Genomic DNA, 18,079 nt, shown 5'->3' with positions numbered 1-18,079 from the left:
GGGGTGGAGAGGTTGGGGGAGGGGGTGGAGATGCCTAGGTTGGTTAGGCCGTGAATGTGAAGGTCGAAGGTAGTTATTTTGTTCTGTCAGGTGGCATAGGATCTTTTGAACTATTGATACACGCACATCCGTACGTGCAAGGAAATAGTGGTTGAGGGCGCTTCTGGCCAGAAGCTGTAATTGATGAACTACAGTTCCCCACTCCAAAACGATTTGTTCTGAAATCGTCTTTCAATTTTTTAAGTCAGGGGGGCGGCTGCTGAGGGGAAACGACACTAGAAGGCAAACTAGTGGTGGAACCTGAAGCGGCAAGTGGAGAAGAAGGAGGAGCGGTAGCTATGTTTATTACGGGCGCAGGAATAGTAGTCGAGGCCATGGCAGGGCTGATCTTTTCGATCAATTCCAACCCAATATTTACACCAAGCGCTCGTAATCGATCGCACGCGGCTATGAGGCTTACCTTGCTGAAAAACGGTATGCCGATGGTTCCGTCGGCATATTTAGATCGCATGATGCCGTAAATTACTGTGTATTCAGAGCGGACGATATTTTTCACCCTGTTGTCAGGTAGTGTGGAGATAAAATTTACTCCGCGAGGCTTTTTTCTTAGTTCTGAGCGTAGCTTTTTCCGAAATTCCGCGTCGGAGACGAATGCTTCTGAACTAACCACTCCTTGTGACCAGAGATGGCTGATTGGTCCAGATGAACCACCGTCCTTTAAATGAATAAAATACTTTTCGTTGGAGTAAAAGTCGCATGGTTCGAGATTTGCGTGGGTCACGTTCTTGGGATTTAACTTTGACCGATCAAGTTTTATTAGGTCGTGGCGGTTTGATTCGATATGAGCGATGAGTTGCTCTTCATTGCTGCAATGTGTCGAGCCAATAATCGAGTAGCGTTTGATGGCGGCGAAGTGATCATCGACTTTGTCCTTAAAAAGTTTCGAGATTCGATACCATGTTCCAGCGAAGAGTACGTAGTGAATCGGCTTGCCACCGTCAGGATTTAGTGAGGCTTCCCAATTGAAACAGTCGTAAGTTTTCCAGGAAGTGTCGAAAGCACTTGTTTTTTGGCTGGTTGACTTGATGCGGTGTTGTTGCTTTATTTCTTCAATGGAGTGATTACAGTTTAGCCTTTCTAATTCTTGAGTGTACTCTGTAATTGATAGTTTATTGAATTCTCTTTTTCGACTTCCAAAGCCATTGAAGTGAAGGGCGTTTCCCTCAACATAGTCGAGAATTTCCGGAGGAGACATGTGAAGAGTACTATCCGTTGCGCCTCTGCGAATACGCTGGATTTCTTCGAATAAAGCATCGTCAAGTTTTACTAGGGTGCTTGGCGAATCTACTATCCTGACATTGTCAAACCATTCGTAATCCTTTCGATACGCCTTTGATTCGTACATTGAGAGAATAACTTCGCACTTATCATGGAACTCGTTGGGTTGGAGGCTATCCACAAGATGGAGCATGTCTTTACCAGCAACGAATTTGCCAAATTCGCGATCTGAAGGTTTGCCTCCTGCGACCCTGGCCAAGTCACGCACAGTATTGATGCCGAACTCACTGATATCCGAAAAATCGCTCGCTTGGACCCTTTTTTGAAACGTGACAGCGTCTGGAGTCGCAGTATCTAAAGTCAGAAGTGAGCCACGAGGTACGGCGTTTAGGGCAACTTTCAACCCAAACTGATGCACAAACACGTCATCACCAAGCGCTATGTGGGCGTAGCCGAAAGTGAGTGCGAACCACCGTGATCTCACCTTCAGGAATAGCACTGCTCCAGCTCCACTCGCACTGAGATTTTCTGGAAGATCATTGGCGTAGGCCGCAAGAATAGCGAGCCATTCGGGTGACTTGTTATAGAGTTGTCCAGAGTAGAGTACCCCTTCGCCATTACCCAACCATTCAGACGCTGAAAGCTGTTTTTCGCCTCCAGGGGCATACTGATCTCGAAATGAGTCTTCAGGATAGCGACCTTTCTTCAGCAGGCGCACGCTCAGAGAACCCACATTACGCGGCATCCCATCCATACCGTCCTCCATACAGTTACGTTTTCCGTAAGGCTCAGGTTAAAGGTATAGCGCATCAATCTAATAAAATCTGTGCCGAGTATTGCTTGAATGTAGATCTCGTGGCTGCGGTGAGTAGGGTGGCTCGATCAGAGGTTGGCGCCCACCTGTTTTGGCTGAAAGCAGGCACCCACGAACGACTACTTATGTTAAGCGTTTATCCGATGTGTCAAAAAAATGAGCCATTCTGGCGGGGCGAAGGAAGTTTGATCGTCCTCATCACCCGATGAGATATAGACTCATGCGCTGATCAATCACCAATAATCGCGGACGGATCTTGCCCCCGGCACCCTTGCCTAGCCCCATATAACAGTTATGCTTCCATTGTGCTATCAATCAGGCTGGCAGGTCCGCTAGGATTGACCGTAATAGAACGGATTCCGACGAATCTGTACCCCCGGTGAGAAGCATCCATTTTCTCCAGCTCTCTGACGTAATTAAAGGACTATGCGGAATTGATCAACTTTCATACCGAACTCCCCGCTGATAAGGACCTTTTTCCCGGCGGTAGCCACGACAAGGTGGCGACAGCGATGCACAGCTACATTATGGCTCCCAATTCCTCTCAGGTGATCGGTCTGGACGGAGAGTTCGGCTCTGGTAAAAGTTCCATATTGACGATGCTTGGGTCAAAGTTGAAGGCTTCCGATGATAGCTATCGTGTTTGGTTGTTTGATTGCGAACAAAATTATCAAGGCTCCACCAAAAGCAATTTCATCGAACTTTTTACCGAGCAGTTGCTGAAAGATGTAGGAACCGGCAGTGTTGAGGCCGAATCTCTGGCCAAAAGTCGAGATGTCGCTCTCGGGCGTGAATTCGAATACACCAAAATTACTACGAGCCATGCGAGTGCTTGGGCGCTAGCACTGCTCGCTAGCTTGTTTTTTTCCACCAGCGCATTTAAAGAGCTTTTCAAACTTGCCAAGCCTTCTGCCGAGACTCTTGTAAAGCCTGTGGTTGAGGTTTCAAGCATATTGATATCGGTAAACTGGGTCGCCTTGTTAAGTCCCGTTTTGGTTTTGTTATTTGCGTGGCTATTCAATCGAAATAAGAAAGTGGGTAAGGCAAACAAGAAATGGAGTTTGCTCAGTCTATTCAGAGGCTCAAGCGAGGACACGATCAATGAAAAAATAGAAACCGCTAAGGAAGTTACTCCGCTTGATTTGAAGCGAACCTTGTCTAATCAACTCACTCTAGTAACTGCTCAGCATTATGTTGTCATCCTGGATAATCTCGATAGATTGCCAAAAGATAACCTTCGTAGCGTATGGAGCGACTTGGAAATCTTTACATCGGTGGCGTCCGCTGAAAATCTGACCGTGGTCGTGCCATTTTGCTCGAATAAGGTTGCCGCCTATCTCGGTGCCGATGCGGATCGCAAGTACGATTCGCGGGACTTTATTGCCAAGAAATTCCCTGTTGTATTCCGAGCCCCGCCTGTAATCACTTCAGGATGGAAGGACGGTTTTAAGAGATTATGGGAGCACACCTTTCAGGATGTGGACGCCCAGTTATCAGAACAGTGTGCGCAGTTGCTTCATCGGCACAGTCCTATGGCCAATGGATTGGTCACTCCTAGGCTGCAGAAGAAGTACATAAACGATATTGCCACTACCGCTTTGGTGGTGGGCGAGCAGATAAATTTAGTATGCATTGCGGCACATATTCTGCTTTGTAGGTACAGCGAAGTTCCCATGGAGGAAATTCTCAGACGAGACGGGATTTCTCAAACGTTTAAAACTGCGAATGAGGTCGATGATGCGACCGCGGCAAAGTATGCTCAGACGCAATCTTTATTAGAAGGATTGTGCGGCGAAGGGATGGAAGAGGGCTGGCAGATACAGCTGCTTCAGATCCACTTCCTGACGACTAGCAAAATTGCGATTGCTGAGCTGATCGATGAGCCTTTGCTGAATGCCATTGAGTCGGGCGATGAAAACAAGTTGTACTCGTTGACCTCGCTCTTTGGTTTTGCCGATGCTTTCAAGCGCTACTTAGCCACCATCCCGACATTGTCAGTTCTACTTCCAGTTGTCAGTGCAGCGCATGCCAAACACGGAGGAGAATGGGCGGCAGATCTCATGAAGTTGCTCAACGCCGAGCGCCTACAAGTGCAGCCAAAACCGAGCAGGGGCAATGCAGCCTTCTATCAGTGCGTTGAGAAATGTATCGAGTTGGGTCTTGATCGCGGGTTGATCTCTACGCATGGGAAGAGTCTTTCAGACTCGATCAATCTACGCATAGGTGAGCCGTATGAAGAGGCGGAATTTGCTGTGCTCAAGGCAGACCTTGTCGAGTACGATTTATACCTGAATGGGGTCGGTGAGACATTCGACGGGATGCTTCTAGATCGAGTCGAATGCGTTATGCATCTGTTGCCGGCCATCGAAGAGATGAAGGTCATTCGGGTCATTGACTTCGAGCCCAGTGAAAAGGCCTATCCGAATGCAAATTTGCAATTGGTGAGTACCGATGATCATGCGCTTATAGCCTCGCCGTTGGACAGCGATCAAGTAGTCCCTGCGCTCGTTTGGGCCTATAAGCATCGCAGTGTGACTGAAGGGGTCGTTGGCGGGATCAGCGCTGCTGAAGTAGCGGAGATCGCAAAACTTTGCGATGGCGGATCGGTAAATGCAGCAGTGGTTTGTTTGGCACTTGCAGAGACGATCGATTCTACCGTGCTGTCGACTTTAGCATCGCTGCTGGCTAGCGACCCTACAGACACCGTCCGTGCAGTCGGGGCAATCGTGTACATGCGAGAATCCGACCCTGCGACACTCGCGTCGATTCCAGTTCTGGATCAAGTCTTTGTCTCCGAGCTGTTCTGGGCACTCGGGAATGCGGCATTGAAATGCACAGATATCTTACCGCTGGTAACCAGCGAAGTAGCCAGTGCCATTGCGCCGTACATTGCCAAACTCATCAAAAAGAAAAAACTTTCGCGGCTGCCGATACCTTGGATGATGAAAAACTTCACTGCGTTGACCGATGCGGTTGGGCCTGAGGGAGTAAGTGTAGATGAGGTCCTGTCGTGGTTCGAAAGCTGGGATCTGCGTACAGAGCAGGGTTTGAAACAGCTCCACGAAGTGGATTTAAACTTACTGGGTCTCGCGCTAGCGACTGAAAGCGTACACTTCAAGAATTTCAAAACGTTTGCCTTCAAGGTGGTTGATGCTCCGAATCGAACAGAGGAACAGTGGTGCGCAATAATCGTGCAGGCACTCCCTCAAATGACCAAAATTTTTCAGGCGATTAAAGCCCAAGGCATGAATCTTTCAGGAGCCTCTACTATCGCCGACAGTGTTGTGGCTTCACTCAGTCAATATGTTGGTGGTGCAGCAAAGTTTGAGCTGGATAGCGCTACGGTTTCTCTTCTACAAGCGATGATCGAGGTCCTAGATCCGCAGTTGAAACATGTTGTCGGTGCACGCCTGCGTTCGCTCTTCTACTCCGATCCACAGCAAATTGATCGCCTAATTGCTGTGCTTCAAAACTTTGCTTCGCTCATTCAGGACATCCAACCTATTAATTCCGACGAAGCATCTCGGTTGATCAGGTTGTTGGACTCAGTGGGCAGGACCTCGGCGTCAACGGATAAGGTGGCGCTGTTCTTGGACACCAAAGCCGATCAAATTGGAGCCTATCGATATTCCAAGGATCTTCGCGAGGCCATGGTCTCGGTGGTAGCCAAGCTGAAAAACCAAGCCCCTAGGTTGTACAAGAAATTTGCATCCAAAAAGTGGTTTGCGTCCTTGTTCAAATCCAGTGTTAACGAGGAGACGACGGGCGAGGTATAAGGCATCGGCTGTCGAGTCCGGGCCTTTAGCCGATTTCAGAAACGAGTGAAAAAGGGGACAAGTATGGAAAAGGGGACTGATTTTTTCCGATTTATTACCAAAAAAATGGATATGAGAATCATCTGGCCAGCCTCCCCACCTCATGGATGTGCCGCTGTAAGGTCTCGATAAACGCCGGCGTTTAAAAAGACATCTCCAGACACTCTCTCAGGCTACATATCCTTGCGCCGTTGCCTACAGCTACGCCAGAATCCGCCGGCTTGTGCGCTTTGTACCTGGTCTTTATCGTCTACGTGTCGCTGGCAACCCAGCGACCGGGTTTAGCGACCCGACCAGGTATAAGTTCAACGACGCTCCCGTTTGTCGCAGATTTTTGCATGACGATATGGTGGCTGTGCGTGGGAGACCTTCGGGTCTGCCGGGTCTTATACCTCTCGGTTCGCTAACCCGCGTACAGCTGCCACCCTTACTTGTTTAGCGACAGGTGTTGGTGGTTCCACCAGGTATAAAAATGGAGCTTCACCATGATCAAACCAACACCCAACCCGCCCGAAACCGACTCGGTTTCCCCCTACGAATCCATCGATTCCAGAAAACTCCACGAAGCCGCCGACCGCGCGCTCGACCATTACCTCTGTCCGCCCGGCTCCACGCCGCCCCCACGCAGAACCCGCGGGATGTATGCCGTGACAGCGGACAACAAAAACGAAGAACTGCTGATTGATGCCAGTGAAACACTCGCTTCGGCCCAAACCATTGCCCAAAACATCGCCAGTCTGGTGCCGGCTTCGCAGCGTCGGGCGTTGGTGGGCATTGCGCAGTTGATCATGCTCGGGGAGTTGGCGGTGAATCGGGCGTTGGATAATTTGCAAATACCGGGGTGAGGCAGACCTCGGGATGATCTGCTGAGTAAACGGGTGTCAATTCTGGCGCCTTCTCGAGCAAGCCCGCTCCCGGGGAAAAGGGGACTGAATTATTTCATTCAGTCCCCTATGTTTCTTAACCCGCGTCGCCGCTATCTGGCTCTGAAGGCGCATCCGGACATTCATCAGCCCATCGCGTTACCGCCACGTCTTTGAGCTGCTCACCCATGGTGTCAACGCGCAAGCAGGCGCCTTTCTTTGAATAGAACAGGATGCAGCGCGAGCTATCAAAAGAGCAGGTATCGAGTTCCAGGAAGTTGTGAGCGGCCAGCTCGCGCTCCACACCACTGTATTCATAGCCATCGCTGGTGTGCATCCGGGTTGGCTTCCATCCCTGTCTGATCAACCTGGATCTAGCGGACATCAAGGGCTCATCGACGGCGATGCCTACTGGCCCGTGCTTGACGTTTGTCGCTTGCGAGCCGCCGGCAAATGCAGAGCTTGTACCCGTGCAATACCTTGCGAGGAGCAGGAGGGTCGTGGTCTTCATTTGATCGTTCCAAAAAAAGAACAGATTTCTGTCCCCTTTGATTTCTGGCTTCAATCCTTTTCAGGGCATTTGAAGTTCCAGGAATAAATCTTCATGTCTTTGACCTCTTCGCCGACAGTTCCTACACCTAAGCAATCTCCGTTCTTGATGTAGTTGAAGCTGCAGTAACGGACGCCTTCCGTGCAAGACTCGATTTCACTGAAGCCTTCTCTTTGGATGACGCTTTCAACTCCGAACTCACCTGAGTAGGTCGGATTCGGCTTCCAGCCATTTTTGATCAAAGCTTTTTGGGCTTTCGAAAATGGCATTCCTTCTTTGATAGGGAGGTCTGCTGCGCTAGAAAATAAGCTGACGCAACCTAGAAGGCTGATGGTTAATATTTTTAGTTTCATTTAACAGTACCGCCAAAGCCTTTATATATTTTTTCTACTTCGTCGTAGTCGGTATAAGTTTGGTCAGAGGGTTATCCATTGATTGGACGATTTGCCAAGCCCGGACCCATAGGCAACGCTTCCCCTTTCTATTCAATCACCTCAGCGTTTCCGCCTCTCTCTGAGGTTTTATTTCGATTCTTATCAATAAATGAGGATCTACTGCTTCGTTAGATCATCCGCAGCATCATGAACGCTCATTATTTGGGCGTAGTGGGGGCGCTGCTTTATCCAGCAATCGCAAAGCAGGCAATAGTTGGCAATGATAGAAAGTGTATCTAGCGCTTCCTTGTAGTCGGGTCTCGGGTTTTTATCGTATTCCTCCATAAGTGCTTGGAAATCAAAATTTTTGGCGAAATCAATATTGTTGGGGTTGGAGGTGAAGATCCAGTCCAGAATATCTATTTGATGCTGTGCATTTCTCCTGAACTCAAGATGGCTAGAAATCCAGGTGCGAGTTTCGATTTCACTAGGGGAGGGAGGCAGAGACTTTGCAAGTTCTTCTAACGTGCTCATTAAAATTTGCAGCTGATTCGATGCTTCATCTGCTGCATTAATATGCTCCTTTACAATTTCACAGGTTTTAATAAAGACCTTTACCTGCTTGTCAGCTGCCGGGCCGTCCTCATGAAGGAACGTGGCCTTGGCTTTTGGCTCGAGAAAATATTGGCGCCATGAAGCGCTGAGATGTTCGATGGAAATGTCGGTCTTGTAGGACATGGTCATCCTCAGGGTAACGGGGGTCAAACCACCATCCGTGAAACTGACCTTGTCTGTAAGGTCCGCGATTTGCGCAGTTAACTTATGAAATATGCGGCTAAAATCAAACGCCTGCTTAATAGAAGCAGCGACATAGTTATCCAGTTGGTGAGTCGAATATGCTAGGGAATGACTTATCTCATCAGTGTAATGGCTCAGTCCAATTTCGACTTCAGATAGGGGCCGTTGAATCCACTCCGGGTTTGACGTGACAAAGTTATGGATATCCGTTGGGAGAGTTTTACGGCACAACTTTTCTGAGCAGCGCAGATTGCAGTCCTGGTATACCTGCGCGACGAACTGTGAACACACGATTCCTTTGTTATCTGAAAATGTCGGTTCATTCCCTATTAAGGCAACTAGTTTGTACTTCTGGCCATAGTAGTAATGTGCTCGTGAAACCAGCTCTTGAGTCGCCAGCGGGTGAGCGGTTCTATGCCTGACCAACAACGAATTGGCGACGTCGTAGGAATGGCTTACCTCATCCCATTGACGCAGGGTTATGCCAATGCCTGGCGTTGCATCCATTATCATGTTCTGCCCGGTAACAATGGCGACATGTGAATAGTTCGATTTTTGTAACCGTATGATTGATTGAATCACCATATTCGGCTTGGTAAACAGGCTCTTTCCTCTCAATAGCAGGATGTCACCAGGTTGAGGGAGGTTGTGATCAAAATCCATGAGGTTCGTACTGATCCAAAAGGTGTCGATAGGACACGGAAAACGGAGGCCTGCATACTTTCAGAAAACTGGCTCTCAGGAAATCGATTAGACAGGCAAATCGCCATTGGTCTTAGTCCTGCGGTCTGCTCAACAACGTCTCAACCCTCGCCAACGCCGGAGTTTCCTGGCTGCGATCAAACACCTGCACACCAACCTTGAGCAAGCGGCCGTTTTCAGCTGCCGAGATGATCTGCTCGCAGCGCAGTATCAACCGCCCCTGATCGCAATCCTGCGTTTTCATGCCCAGCGGCAACTTGCGTTCCAGCCGCAACTCCGCCATCCGACTCTGCGCCGCAATCATCGCAATCGAACGATCCCGCAAAACCCCGCTGCTCTGCGTCATCAACCCCGCCACACGCACAGCGGCGGACATGGCCACGGCGATGATCGCCAGCGCGACGAGTACTTCAATCAGGGTGAATCCGGCTTGCGGGGAGGGGGTGCGCATCGGGGGCTCGGGCAGTCGGGCAGCCCTTGACGCTAACCCCCGTGCTTGACGGCTTGACGACGAAAACACCCGAGGATTTTCAACATCCCTGACATATCTTCTTGCAACACTGCGCGTCGAATCGAATCAAGCCAGGGAATGACGAGATGGATATCGCGCAATTCAAACAGCCCAATCGACCGAGCCGGATGCCCCGTGGGCAGCAGGGTTTCACGCTGATCGAGATCATGGTGGTGGTGGTGATTCTCGGGATTCTGGCGGCGATGGTGGTGCCCAAGGTGCTCGACCGGCCGGATCAGGCGCGGGCGACGGCGGCGAAGCAGGACATTGGCGGGTTGATGCAGGCGCTGAAGCTGTATCGCCTCGATCACGGCACTTACCCGAGCCAGAGCCAGGGTCTGAAGGTGCTGGTGGAGCGGCCGGCCGATGCGAAGAACAGCAACTGGCGTTCGTACCTGGAGCGCCTGCCGAATGACCCGTGGGGTCGTCCTTATCAGTACCTCAATCCCGGTGCCAACGGCGAGATCGACATCTTTTCCCTCGGCGCCGACGGCCAGCCTGACGGCGACGGTGTGAATGCCGACATCGGTTCCTGGCAGTTGTAAGGCCGGTCATGAACAGCCAATCGCACCAGCAGGGGATGGCGATCATCAGTGCGCTGCTGATCGCGGCGGTGGTCGCGGTGATTGCCGCCGGCATGCTGACCCGCCAGAGTGTTTCGACCCGGGCGCTGGAAGCCGAACAACTGCGTGTGCAGGGCCGTTGGGTGTTGCACGGCGGGTTGGAGATCAGCCGGCAATTGTTGTGGGACGCGCGGCAGCGTGATCCGTTGACCCGACTCGATCAACCCTGGGCGCAGCACTTGAACATCCAGGGTTTCGAGGGGCGGCTGGAGGACGAGCAGGGCAAGTTCAACCTGCGCAATCTGGTGGCCAACGAGCGGATCGATGACGCGCAGGTGCAGGCGTTCGAGCGCTTGTGCGAGTTGATTGGTGTGAGCAGCGGCTTGAGTCGGCGCATCAGTCAGCGGGTGATCGGCTCTTATCCGCACTTGTTGAATGCCCAAGGGGTGGACAAGCCTGTGGCGAAAAACACCTTCGACAGTGGGCGCGCGACGTCGCCGTCCGCGTCGCGCAAACCGCAATCGCCGACCTTGCCGATGCTGCGCACGCTTGATGATTTGCGCAGTGTCGACGGGGTTAACGATGCGCTGTTGGCGAAACTCGCGCCGTACCTGACGGTGATTCCGGCGACCACTTGGCTCAACGGCAACACGGCCACTGCGCCGGTGCTGGCGGCTTATGTGCCGGGGCTGTCGCTGGAGCGGGCGCAGGCGTTGATCAATGAGCGTGACGCCGGGCGCTGGTTCATCAATCGCGGGGATTTCGTCAATCGCCTGCGACTGCCGCAACTGGAGATCACCAGCGTCAAGGTCGGCATCACCAGCGACTGGTTTCGGCTGCGCGGGCAGGCGCGGCGCGATCAGCGGCGGGTCAGCCTCGATGCGTTGTTGCATCGCAGTCAGGACCGTTTGCCGCAAGTGATCTGGTCGCGGGTGGGCGTATGAGCCAGTTGCGCGTGAGTTTGCCGCCGCTGGCGGAGCTGAGTCTCGACAGTGAAGTGGATTGTGCGTGGCTGGATCGTCAGGGGCAGGTCACACGCCAGGAGCGCGTGCGACTTGGCGCGCTGCCGAAGCAACCGCTGGTGTGCTTTCTGCACCCGTCGGACAGCCTGTTGGCGAGCATTGATCTGCCGCCGTTGCCCGCGAACAAAACCGCTGCGGCTGTGCAATGCGCAGCGCAGGCGTTGATGCTGGGTGACAGCGCCGAGATGCACATCGCCCACAGCACTCGCAATGAAAGCGGCCAGGTGCAGATTGCCTGGGTAGCACGCAAGGATTTGCAGCACCTCGGGCAATTCGGTTTGAACCTCAAAGGCCTGTACCCGGCGGCTTACAGTTTGCCGGTAATGGCCGGCGGCGTCGGCTGCCTGCACGACGAGCATCTGTTGCTGCGCCACGGCCCGAATGCGGCGCAGGTGCAGCCGATGATCGACGAAACGCGGCTGCTGGAAACCGGCCTGCCGGCGCACTGGATCGGTGACGGCGCACCGGAAGCGGTGCAATCAACATTGCCCGACACACAGCGCAATGCCGGCCCGTTGCCGAACTGGGGCTTGCACGGCGGCCTCCAGCAACCGGGCACCGAACATCGCGGTTGGGGCAGGGCGCTCGGTTGCTGTGCGCTGGCACTGGCAGTGTGGGTGATCGGCTTGAACCTGTACGCCGCCCGCGAGGCCGCGCAGGGCCAGCAGCTCAAGGCGCAGATGGCGCAGCGGGTGAAGCAGGCGTTCCCCGAGTTGCCGGTGATCCTCAATCCGCTGCAACAGGCGCGTCAGCAAATCGCGGCGCGCCAGCAGGGCGCGGTGGATGCGCCGGGTCAAGATTTCACACGGCTGGTGTCGCAGGCCGGCAGTGGCATGCCGTCCATGGCGGGGACGGTGCAGCGGCTGGAGTTTGTCGACGGCGCGTTGCAATTGAGCCTGCTGCCCGAGGCCCGGCGTTCGGGCAATGACAAGGACTGGCAAGGCACGCTGGCCCAGGCCGGTATCAGCATCAGCCCGAATGACGACGGTTGGGTCCTGCGCCCGGCCGGCGAGGCGGCCGCCGCCACTGACACCGACGACAGCAGCGGAGCCGAAGATGAATAGCCCATCGCTTGCGAAATACCGCGCTGGTTGGCAGCGCTTCAATGCTCAGTTGCAGGCCCGTTGGCAGCCGTTGGCGCTGCGAGAAAAACGCATGGTCGGCGGGATGGCGGCGCTGTTGCTGGGGCTGTTTGTGTGGGTGGCGCTGGTTCAGCCGCCGCTGAAGAAGATCGCCGCCTCGCAAGTCGAAACGCCAAAGCTGCGCGCCCAGGCCGAAGCGCTGGAAGTGCTGCTGCGCGAGGTCAGCGTGCGCCCGGAAGGGCAAAACCTGGAGCAGTCGCTGCAGCAGACCTTGCAAGCCAGCGGACTGGGTGGCCATTACCAATTGGCAGCCGCGGCCGCCGGCTGGCAGTTGACCTTCGACGCCGCACCGGCCGACGCCGTGCTCGACTGGCTGCTGAGCCAACCCCGGAATTTTTCACTGCAAGTGGTCGAGGCCCGTCTGCAACGCGCAGACGACGCCGCGACCGATGACACCGCCGGCACTCTGTCGGGCACCGTACGCATGGATCAGGCGCTGGGCGCTAAGGAAGCTTCATGAAGGGGTCAGGGTCCAAACGCATGGCGTTGCCGATGCTGTTGATGGCATTGAGCGCGTGCAGCAACACCACGCCACCGAATCAACCGCCGCTGCTGGTGGACAGCGAACTCGGCCGGCCGCTGGCCAACACCCAGCGCAGCGGCGACGCGGTGCTCGACCGCGAGCGTGCGCAGGCTCAGGTAAAACCGTCGCCGAAGCAATTGCACAACATCACCGAACGCGCTCGCAGTGGCGGTTCGGCGCGGGGCACGACGTTGCCGGCCAATCCGTTGGGCGATCAACCGGTGACGCTGAATTTTGTCGACGCGGATATTCAAGCGGTGGTGCGGGCGTTGTCTCGTTCCACCGGCCAGCAGTTTCTGGTCGATCCTCGGGTCAAGGGCAACCTGACGCTGGTGTCTGAAGGCCAGGTGCCGGCGCATCAGGCTTACGACATGTTGCTGGCGGCGCTGCGCATGCAGGGTTTCAGCGTGGTGGACGTGGGCGGCGTGGCGCAAGTGGTGCCGGAGGCTGACGCCAAACTACTCGGCGGGCCGATTTACAGCGCCGACAAACCGGCCGGCAACGGCATGCTCACTCGCACGTTCCGCCTGCAATACGAGAACGCGGTGAACCTGATCCCGGTGCTGCGCCCGATCGTGTCGCCGAACAACCCGATCAACGCCTATCCGGGTAACAACACCATCGTCGTCACCGATTACGCCGAGAACCTGACGCGGGTCGCGCAGCTGATTGAGGACATCGACACCCCGAGTGCCATCGACACCGACGTGGTGCAGATCCAGAACGGCATTGCCGCCGACATCGCGCCGATGGTCGCTGACCTGCTCGACGCGCCGGGCAATGATCCAACCCAGAAAATCGCAGTGATCGGCGACTCGCGCTCCAACACCATCATCATCCGCGCCGGCAGCCCCGAGCGCACGGAGCTGGCGCGCAACCTGATCTACAAACTCGACAACGCCCAGAGCAATCCGAGCAACCTGCACGTGGTGTATCTGCGCAACGCTCAGGCCGGCAAACTGGCGCAAGCGCTGCGCGGATTGCTGACCGGCGAGAGCGACAGCGGCACCAGCGACAATGCGCGCTCGGTGCTTAGCAACATGGGCAGCTCCACCAATTCAGGCGGCGGGCAGAACGGCCAGAGCGGCACGCAAACCAACGGCTCCACTTCGACCACCAACAGCGGCAGCACCGGCGGCAGCTACGCCCAGGGCAGCAGCACTGGCAGTGGCAGCAGCAACGCGCAAAGCAGCGAGCAGAATGTGGCCTTCAGCGCCGGCGGCGTGACCATTCAGGCGGACGCGACCACCAACACCCTGCTGATTTCCGCGCCGGAGCCGCTGTACCGCAACCTGCGCGAAGTCATCGACCTGCTCGACCAGCGCCGCGCGCAAGTGGTGATCGAAAGCCTGATCGTCGAAGTCGGCGAGGACGACGCCAGCGAATTCGGCGTGCAATGGCAGACCGGCAACCTCGGCGGCAAAGGCGTGATCGGCGGCGCCAACCTCGGCGGTTCGGGGATCAACGTCAACGGCAAGACCAGCCTCGATGTGCTGCCACAAGGCCTGAACCTCGGCTACGTTAACGGCACCGTCGACATCCCCGGCATCGGCAAGATCCTCGATTTGAAAGTGCTGGCCCGCGCGCTGAAGAGCAAGGGCGGCACCAACGTGCTGTCGACGCCGAACCTGCTGACCCTGGACAACGAAGCCGCGAGTATTTTCGTCGGCCAGACCATTCCGTTTGTCAGCGGCAGTTACGTCACCGGCGGCGGGGGCACCAGCAACAACCCGTTCCAGACCGTGACCCGTGAAGAGGTGGGTTTGAAGCTCAACGTGCGGCCGCAGATTTCCGAGGGCGGTACGGTGAAGCTCGACATTTATCAGGAAGTCAGCAGCATCGACGAACGCGCTTCGGCGGCAGCCAATTCGGCGGGAATCGTCACCAGCAAACGCGCGCTCGACACCAGCATCCTGCTCGACGACGGGCAGATCATGGTGCTCGGCGGTCTGCTGCAGGATGGCTACAGCCAGAGCAATGACGCGGTGCCATGGTTGTCGAGTATTCCGGGGCTGGGCGCGCTGTTTCGTAACGAACGCCGCTCGATCACCAAGACCAACCTGATGGTGTTTCTGCGCCCGTACATCATTCGCGACAGCGCGGCGGGGCGCAGCATCACGCTGAACCGCTACGACTTCATGCGCCGTGCACAGGGCGGTCTGCAACCGGAACGCAGCTGGGCGATGCCGGACATGCAGGCGCCGCAATTGCCGGCCACTGCCCAAGGCGTGCCGGCCCCGGTGTCCGGCCCGCGCGCGACCATCAAAGCGGTGCCGCTGCAATGAGCGCATTGCCTTACGCCTGGGCCAAGGCGCAGCGGATTCTGCTGCGCGACGGCGTGCTGACGGTGTGCCCGTCGACGCCGGGCTGGTCGATCAGCGAGGTGCGCCGGCAGTTCGGCGCGGCGAAGCTTGAGCGGGTGCGCGATGACGAACTCGACGGCCTGCTCGCTGCTGCTTACGCCGATACCGGGAGCGCGGCGGCGGTGGTCGGTGCGGCGGAAAACGAAGTCGACCTCGACCGCCTGATGCAGGACATGCCGGAAATCACCGACCTGCTCGACACCCAGGACGGCGCGCCGGTGATCCGCATGATCAACGCCTTGCTCACGCAAGCGGCGCGGGACGAGGCCAGCGACATTCACATCGAACCGTTCGAAACCCATTCGGTGGTGCGCTACCGGGTCGACGGCACGCTGCGCGATGTGGTCTCGCCGCGCAAGGCGCTGCACGGCGCGCTGGTGTCGCGGATCAAGATCATGGCGCAGCTCGACATCGCCGAAAAACGCTTGCCGCAGGACGGTCGTATTGCGTTGCGCGTCGCGGGGCGGCCGATTGATATTCGTGTTTCCACCGTGCCCACCGGCCATGGCGAGCGGGTGGTGATGCGTCTGCTCGACAAACAAGTCGGGCGCCTGCATCTGGAAACCCTGGGCATGGACGCGCAGGTGCTGGCGAAACTCGATCACCTGATCCGGCAGCCCCACGGCATTGTGCTGGTCACCGGCCCGACCGGTAGCGGCAAGACGACGAGTTTGTATGCGGCGCTGGCGCGACTGGATGCGAGCACCAGCAACATCCTCACCGTGGAAGACCCGGTGGAATACGACTTGCCGGGCATCAGCCAGATTCAGGTCAACGCCAAGATCGACATGACCTTCGCCCTCGCGCTGCGGGCGATTCTGCGGCAAGACCCGGACATCATCATGATCGGCGAGATCCGCGACCTCGAAACCGCGCAGATCGCGGTGCAGGCTTCGCTGACCGGTCACCTTGTACTCGCAACGTTGCACACCAACGACGCGGTGTCGGCGGTTAACCGCTTGATCGACATGGGCGTCGAGCCGTTTCTGCTGGCGTCGTCGATGTTGGGAGTTTTGGCCCAGCGCCTGGTGCGGCGGCTGTGCAATCAGTGCAAACAGGAAGACCCGGCCACCCCCGGCACCTGGCGCCCGATCGGTTGTGCGGCGTGCAATCACACCGGTTACAGCGGCCGGACCGGCATTCACGAATTGTTCTGCATCGATGACGACATCCGCACCCTGATTCACCAAGGGGCAGGGGAGCAGGCGTTGCGTGCAGCGGCGAGCAAGGCCGGGATGTTCAGCCTGCGCGAGGACGGCGAACGCTGGATTCGCTGCGGAGCCACGGCGCCGGAAGAAATCCTTCGTGTGACACGGGACGCCTGATGAATCGCTATCGTTTTGAAGCCGCCGATGCCAGCGGCAAGATCGAATCCGGGCATCTGGAGGCGGACAGTCAGGGTGCCGCATTTGGTGTGCTGCGCGGTCGAGGTTTGACGGCGTTGTCGGTGGAGAAGGAAAGCAACGTCTCCCAGCACGGCGGCGGTGGAATGTTCAGCGCCAGGCTGTCGGACAACGATCTGGCCTGGGCCACGCGGCAACTGTCGAGCCTGCTCGGCGCCAGTCTGCCGCTGGAAGCTGCACTGAGCGCCACGGTCGAACAGGCCGAGAAAAAACACATCGCTCACACCCTCAGCGCCGTTCGCGCCGACGTGCGCAGCGGCATGCGCCTGGCCGAAGCGCTGGCGGCGCGGCCACGGGACTTTCCGGAGATTTACCGGGCGCTGATCGCGGCGGGCGAAGAGTCCGGGGATCTGGCGCAGGTGATGGAACGGCTGGCGGATTACATCGAAGAACGCAACAACCTGCGGGGCAAGATTCTCACTGCGTTCATCTATCCGGGCGTGGTCGGGCTGGTGTCGATCGGCATTGTGATTTTCCTGCTGAGTTATGTGGTGCCGCAGGTAGTCAGCGCGTTTTCCCAGGCGCGGCAGGATCTGCCGGGGCTGACGCTGGCGATGCTCAATGCCAGTGATTTCATTCGTGCCTGGGGCTGGTTGTGCGCCGGGGTCATGGCTGGCGCGTTCTGGAGCTGGCGCCTGTATCTGCGCAACCCGGCGGCGCGGTTGAGTTGGCATCATCGGGTGCTGAAGTTGCCGCTGATCGGGCGTTTCGTACTGGGACTGAACACTGCACGGTTCGCTTCGACGCTGGCGATTCTCGGCGGCGCCGGGGTGCCGTTGTTGCGGGCACTGGAGGCGGCACGACAGACCTTGTCGAATGACCGTTTGAGCCTGAGCGTCAATGAAGCCACCGCCAAGGTGCGCGAGGGCGTCAACCTGGCGGCAGCGCTGAAAGTGGAAAACGTGTTCCCGCCGGTGCTGATTCACCTGATCGCCAGCGGCGAGAAAACCGGTGCGCTGCCACCGATGCTTGAACGCGCTGCGCAAACCTTGTCCCGCGATATCGAGCGCCGGGCGATGGGCATGACTGCGCTGCTTGAGCCGCTGATGATCGTAGTGATGGGCGGGGTGGTGTTGGTGATCGTGATGGCGGTGCTGTTGCCGATCATTGAGATCAATCAGTTGGTGCAGTAGGGGGTGTGTCTGTTGGTTTGATGTTGTCTGTGCTGGCCTCTTCGCGAGCAAGCTCGCTCCCACAGTTTTTGCGAGCGCCACAAAACAGTGTGGGAGCGAGCTTGCTCGCGAAGAGGCCGGTCAGAGCAATAAATAATTCAGGTTTTTTTCAGCGGCCTCAGCATCACCCGACCCTCATTCCCCCCATCCTCGGGTTCTCCTTTCTGTCATCTGCAACGGCCCTTC

Annotated in this window: 14 protein-coding genes; 9 read left to right on the top strand and 5 right to left on the bottom strand. The window is 56.3% G+C overall.

All coding sequences use genetic code 11. The features are described 5' to 3' along the window. Positions 1-244: 244 nt before the first annotated feature. Positions 245-2,032 carry a DUF6119 family protein gene (locus CAF63_RS07025; RefSeq protein WP_256574491.1) on the bottom strand — a complete coding sequence of 596 codons (1,788 nt, stop codon included), beginning with the start codon at positions 2,030-2,032 and terminating at the stop codon, positions 245-247. 494 nt (positions 2,033-2,526) lie between these two features. Here CAF63_RS07025 and CAF63_RS07020 point away from each other — a divergent pair, with 494 nt between their 5' ends. Further along, positions 2,527-5,868 carry a P-loop NTPase fold protein gene (locus CAF63_RS07020; protein WP_085683954.1) on the top strand — a complete coding sequence of 1,114 codons (3,342 nt, stop codon included), beginning with the start codon at positions 2,527-2,529 and terminating at the stop codon, positions 5,866-5,868. 524 nt (positions 5,869-6,392) lie between these two features. Beyond that, positions 6,393-6,752 carry a DUF6124 family protein gene (locus tag CAF63_RS07015; RefSeq protein ID WP_085683953.1) on the top strand — a complete coding sequence of 120 codons (360 nt, stop codon included), beginning with the start codon at positions 6,393-6,395 and terminating at the stop codon, positions 6,750-6,752. Between the two features lie 115 nt (positions 6,753-6,867). On the opposite strand, the gene CAF63_RS28945 is transcribed toward CAF63_RS07015, so the two are convergent. The 4 genes from CAF63_RS28945 to gspI form a co-directional block, all read right to left on the bottom strand. Further along, on the bottom strand, positions 6,868-7,107 hold the full coding sequence (locus CAF63_RS28945) for a hypothetical protein (protein WP_256574490.1): 240 nt from the start codon (positions 7,105-7,107) through the stop codon (positions 6,868-6,870). Between the two features lie 224 nt (positions 7,108-7,331). Next, complete coding sequence (locus CAF63_RS07005) at positions 7,332-7,673, bottom strand: hypothetical protein (protein ID WP_256574489.1); 342 nt, start codon at positions 7,671-7,673, stop codon at positions 7,332-7,334. Between the two features lie 198 nt (positions 7,674-7,871). Then, positions 7,872-9,155 carry a hypothetical protein gene (locus CAF63_RS07000; RefSeq protein WP_085683950.1) on the bottom strand — a complete coding sequence of 428 codons (1,284 nt, stop codon included), beginning with the start codon at positions 9,153-9,155 and terminating at the stop codon, positions 7,872-7,874. 112 nt (positions 9,156-9,267) lie between these two features. Then, positions 9,268-9,645, bottom strand: coding sequence for a type II secretion system minor pseudopilin GspI (gspI, locus tag CAF63_RS06995; RefSeq protein WP_085683949.1), 378 nt, complete (start codon positions 9,643-9,645; stop codon positions 9,268-9,270). Between the two features lie 146 nt (positions 9,646-9,791). Here gspI and gspG point away from each other — a divergent pair, with 146 nt between their 5' ends. From gspG to gspF, 7 genes are read left to right on the top strand one after another with little or no spacing between them, the layout of a single operon-like run. Next, a complete protein-coding gene (gene gspG / locus CAF63_RS06990; protein ID WP_025109838.1) occupies positions 9,792-10,250 on the top strand; it encodes a type II secretion system major pseudopilin GspG in 459 nt (152 codons plus the stop codon). An 8-nt stretch (positions 10,251-10,258) separates the two neighbouring features. Continuing rightward, on the top strand, positions 10,259-11,212 hold the full coding sequence (gene gspK / locus CAF63_RS06985) for a type II secretion system minor pseudopilin GspK (protein ID WP_085683948.1): 954 nt from the start codon (positions 10,259-10,261) through the stop codon (positions 11,210-11,212). Further along, on the top strand, positions 11,209-12,354 hold the full coding sequence (gspL, locus tag CAF63_RS06980; protein ID WP_085683947.1) for a type II secretion system protein GspL: 1,146 nt from the start codon (positions 11,209-11,211) through the stop codon (positions 12,352-12,354). Before gspK ends, gspL begins: the two co-directional genes overlap by 4 nt. After that, positions 12,347-12,892 carry a type II secretion system protein GspM gene (gene gspM, locus CAF63_RS06975; protein ID WP_085683946.1) on the top strand — a complete coding sequence of 182 codons (546 nt, stop codon included), beginning with the start codon at positions 12,347-12,349 and terminating at the stop codon, positions 12,890-12,892. The genes gspL and gspM overlap by 8 nt, the downstream gene beginning before the upstream one ends. Then, positions 12,889-15,240: a type II secretion system secretin GspD gene (gene gspD / locus CAF63_RS06970; RefSeq protein WP_085683945.1), complete on the top strand. Its 2,352-nt coding sequence runs from the start codon at positions 12,889-12,891 to the stop codon at positions 15,238-15,240. The genes gspM and gspD overlap by 4 nt, the downstream gene beginning before the upstream one ends. After that, positions 15,237-16,643: a type II secretion system ATPase GspE gene (gspE, locus tag CAF63_RS06965; RefSeq protein ID WP_085683944.1), complete on the top strand. Its 1,407-nt coding sequence runs from the start codon at positions 15,237-15,239 to the stop codon at positions 16,641-16,643. The genes gspD and gspE overlap by 4 nt, the downstream gene beginning before the upstream one ends. After that, positions 16,643-17,854 carry a type II secretion system inner membrane protein GspF gene (gene gspF / locus CAF63_RS06960; protein ID WP_085603127.1) on the top strand — a complete coding sequence of 404 codons (1,212 nt, stop codon included), beginning with the start codon at positions 16,643-16,645 and terminating at the stop codon, positions 17,852-17,854. Before gspE ends, gspF begins: the two co-directional genes overlap by 1 nt. Positions 17,855-18,079 lie beyond the last annotated feature (225 nt).

The sequence above is a fragment of the Pseudomonas sp. B20(2017) genome (assembly GCF_002113125.1).
Taxonomy (GTDB): Bacteria; Pseudomonadota; Gammaproteobacteria; order Pseudomonadales; family Pseudomonadaceae; genus Aquipseudomonas.
This window is presented reverse-complemented; position numbering and strand designations above follow the sequence as displayed.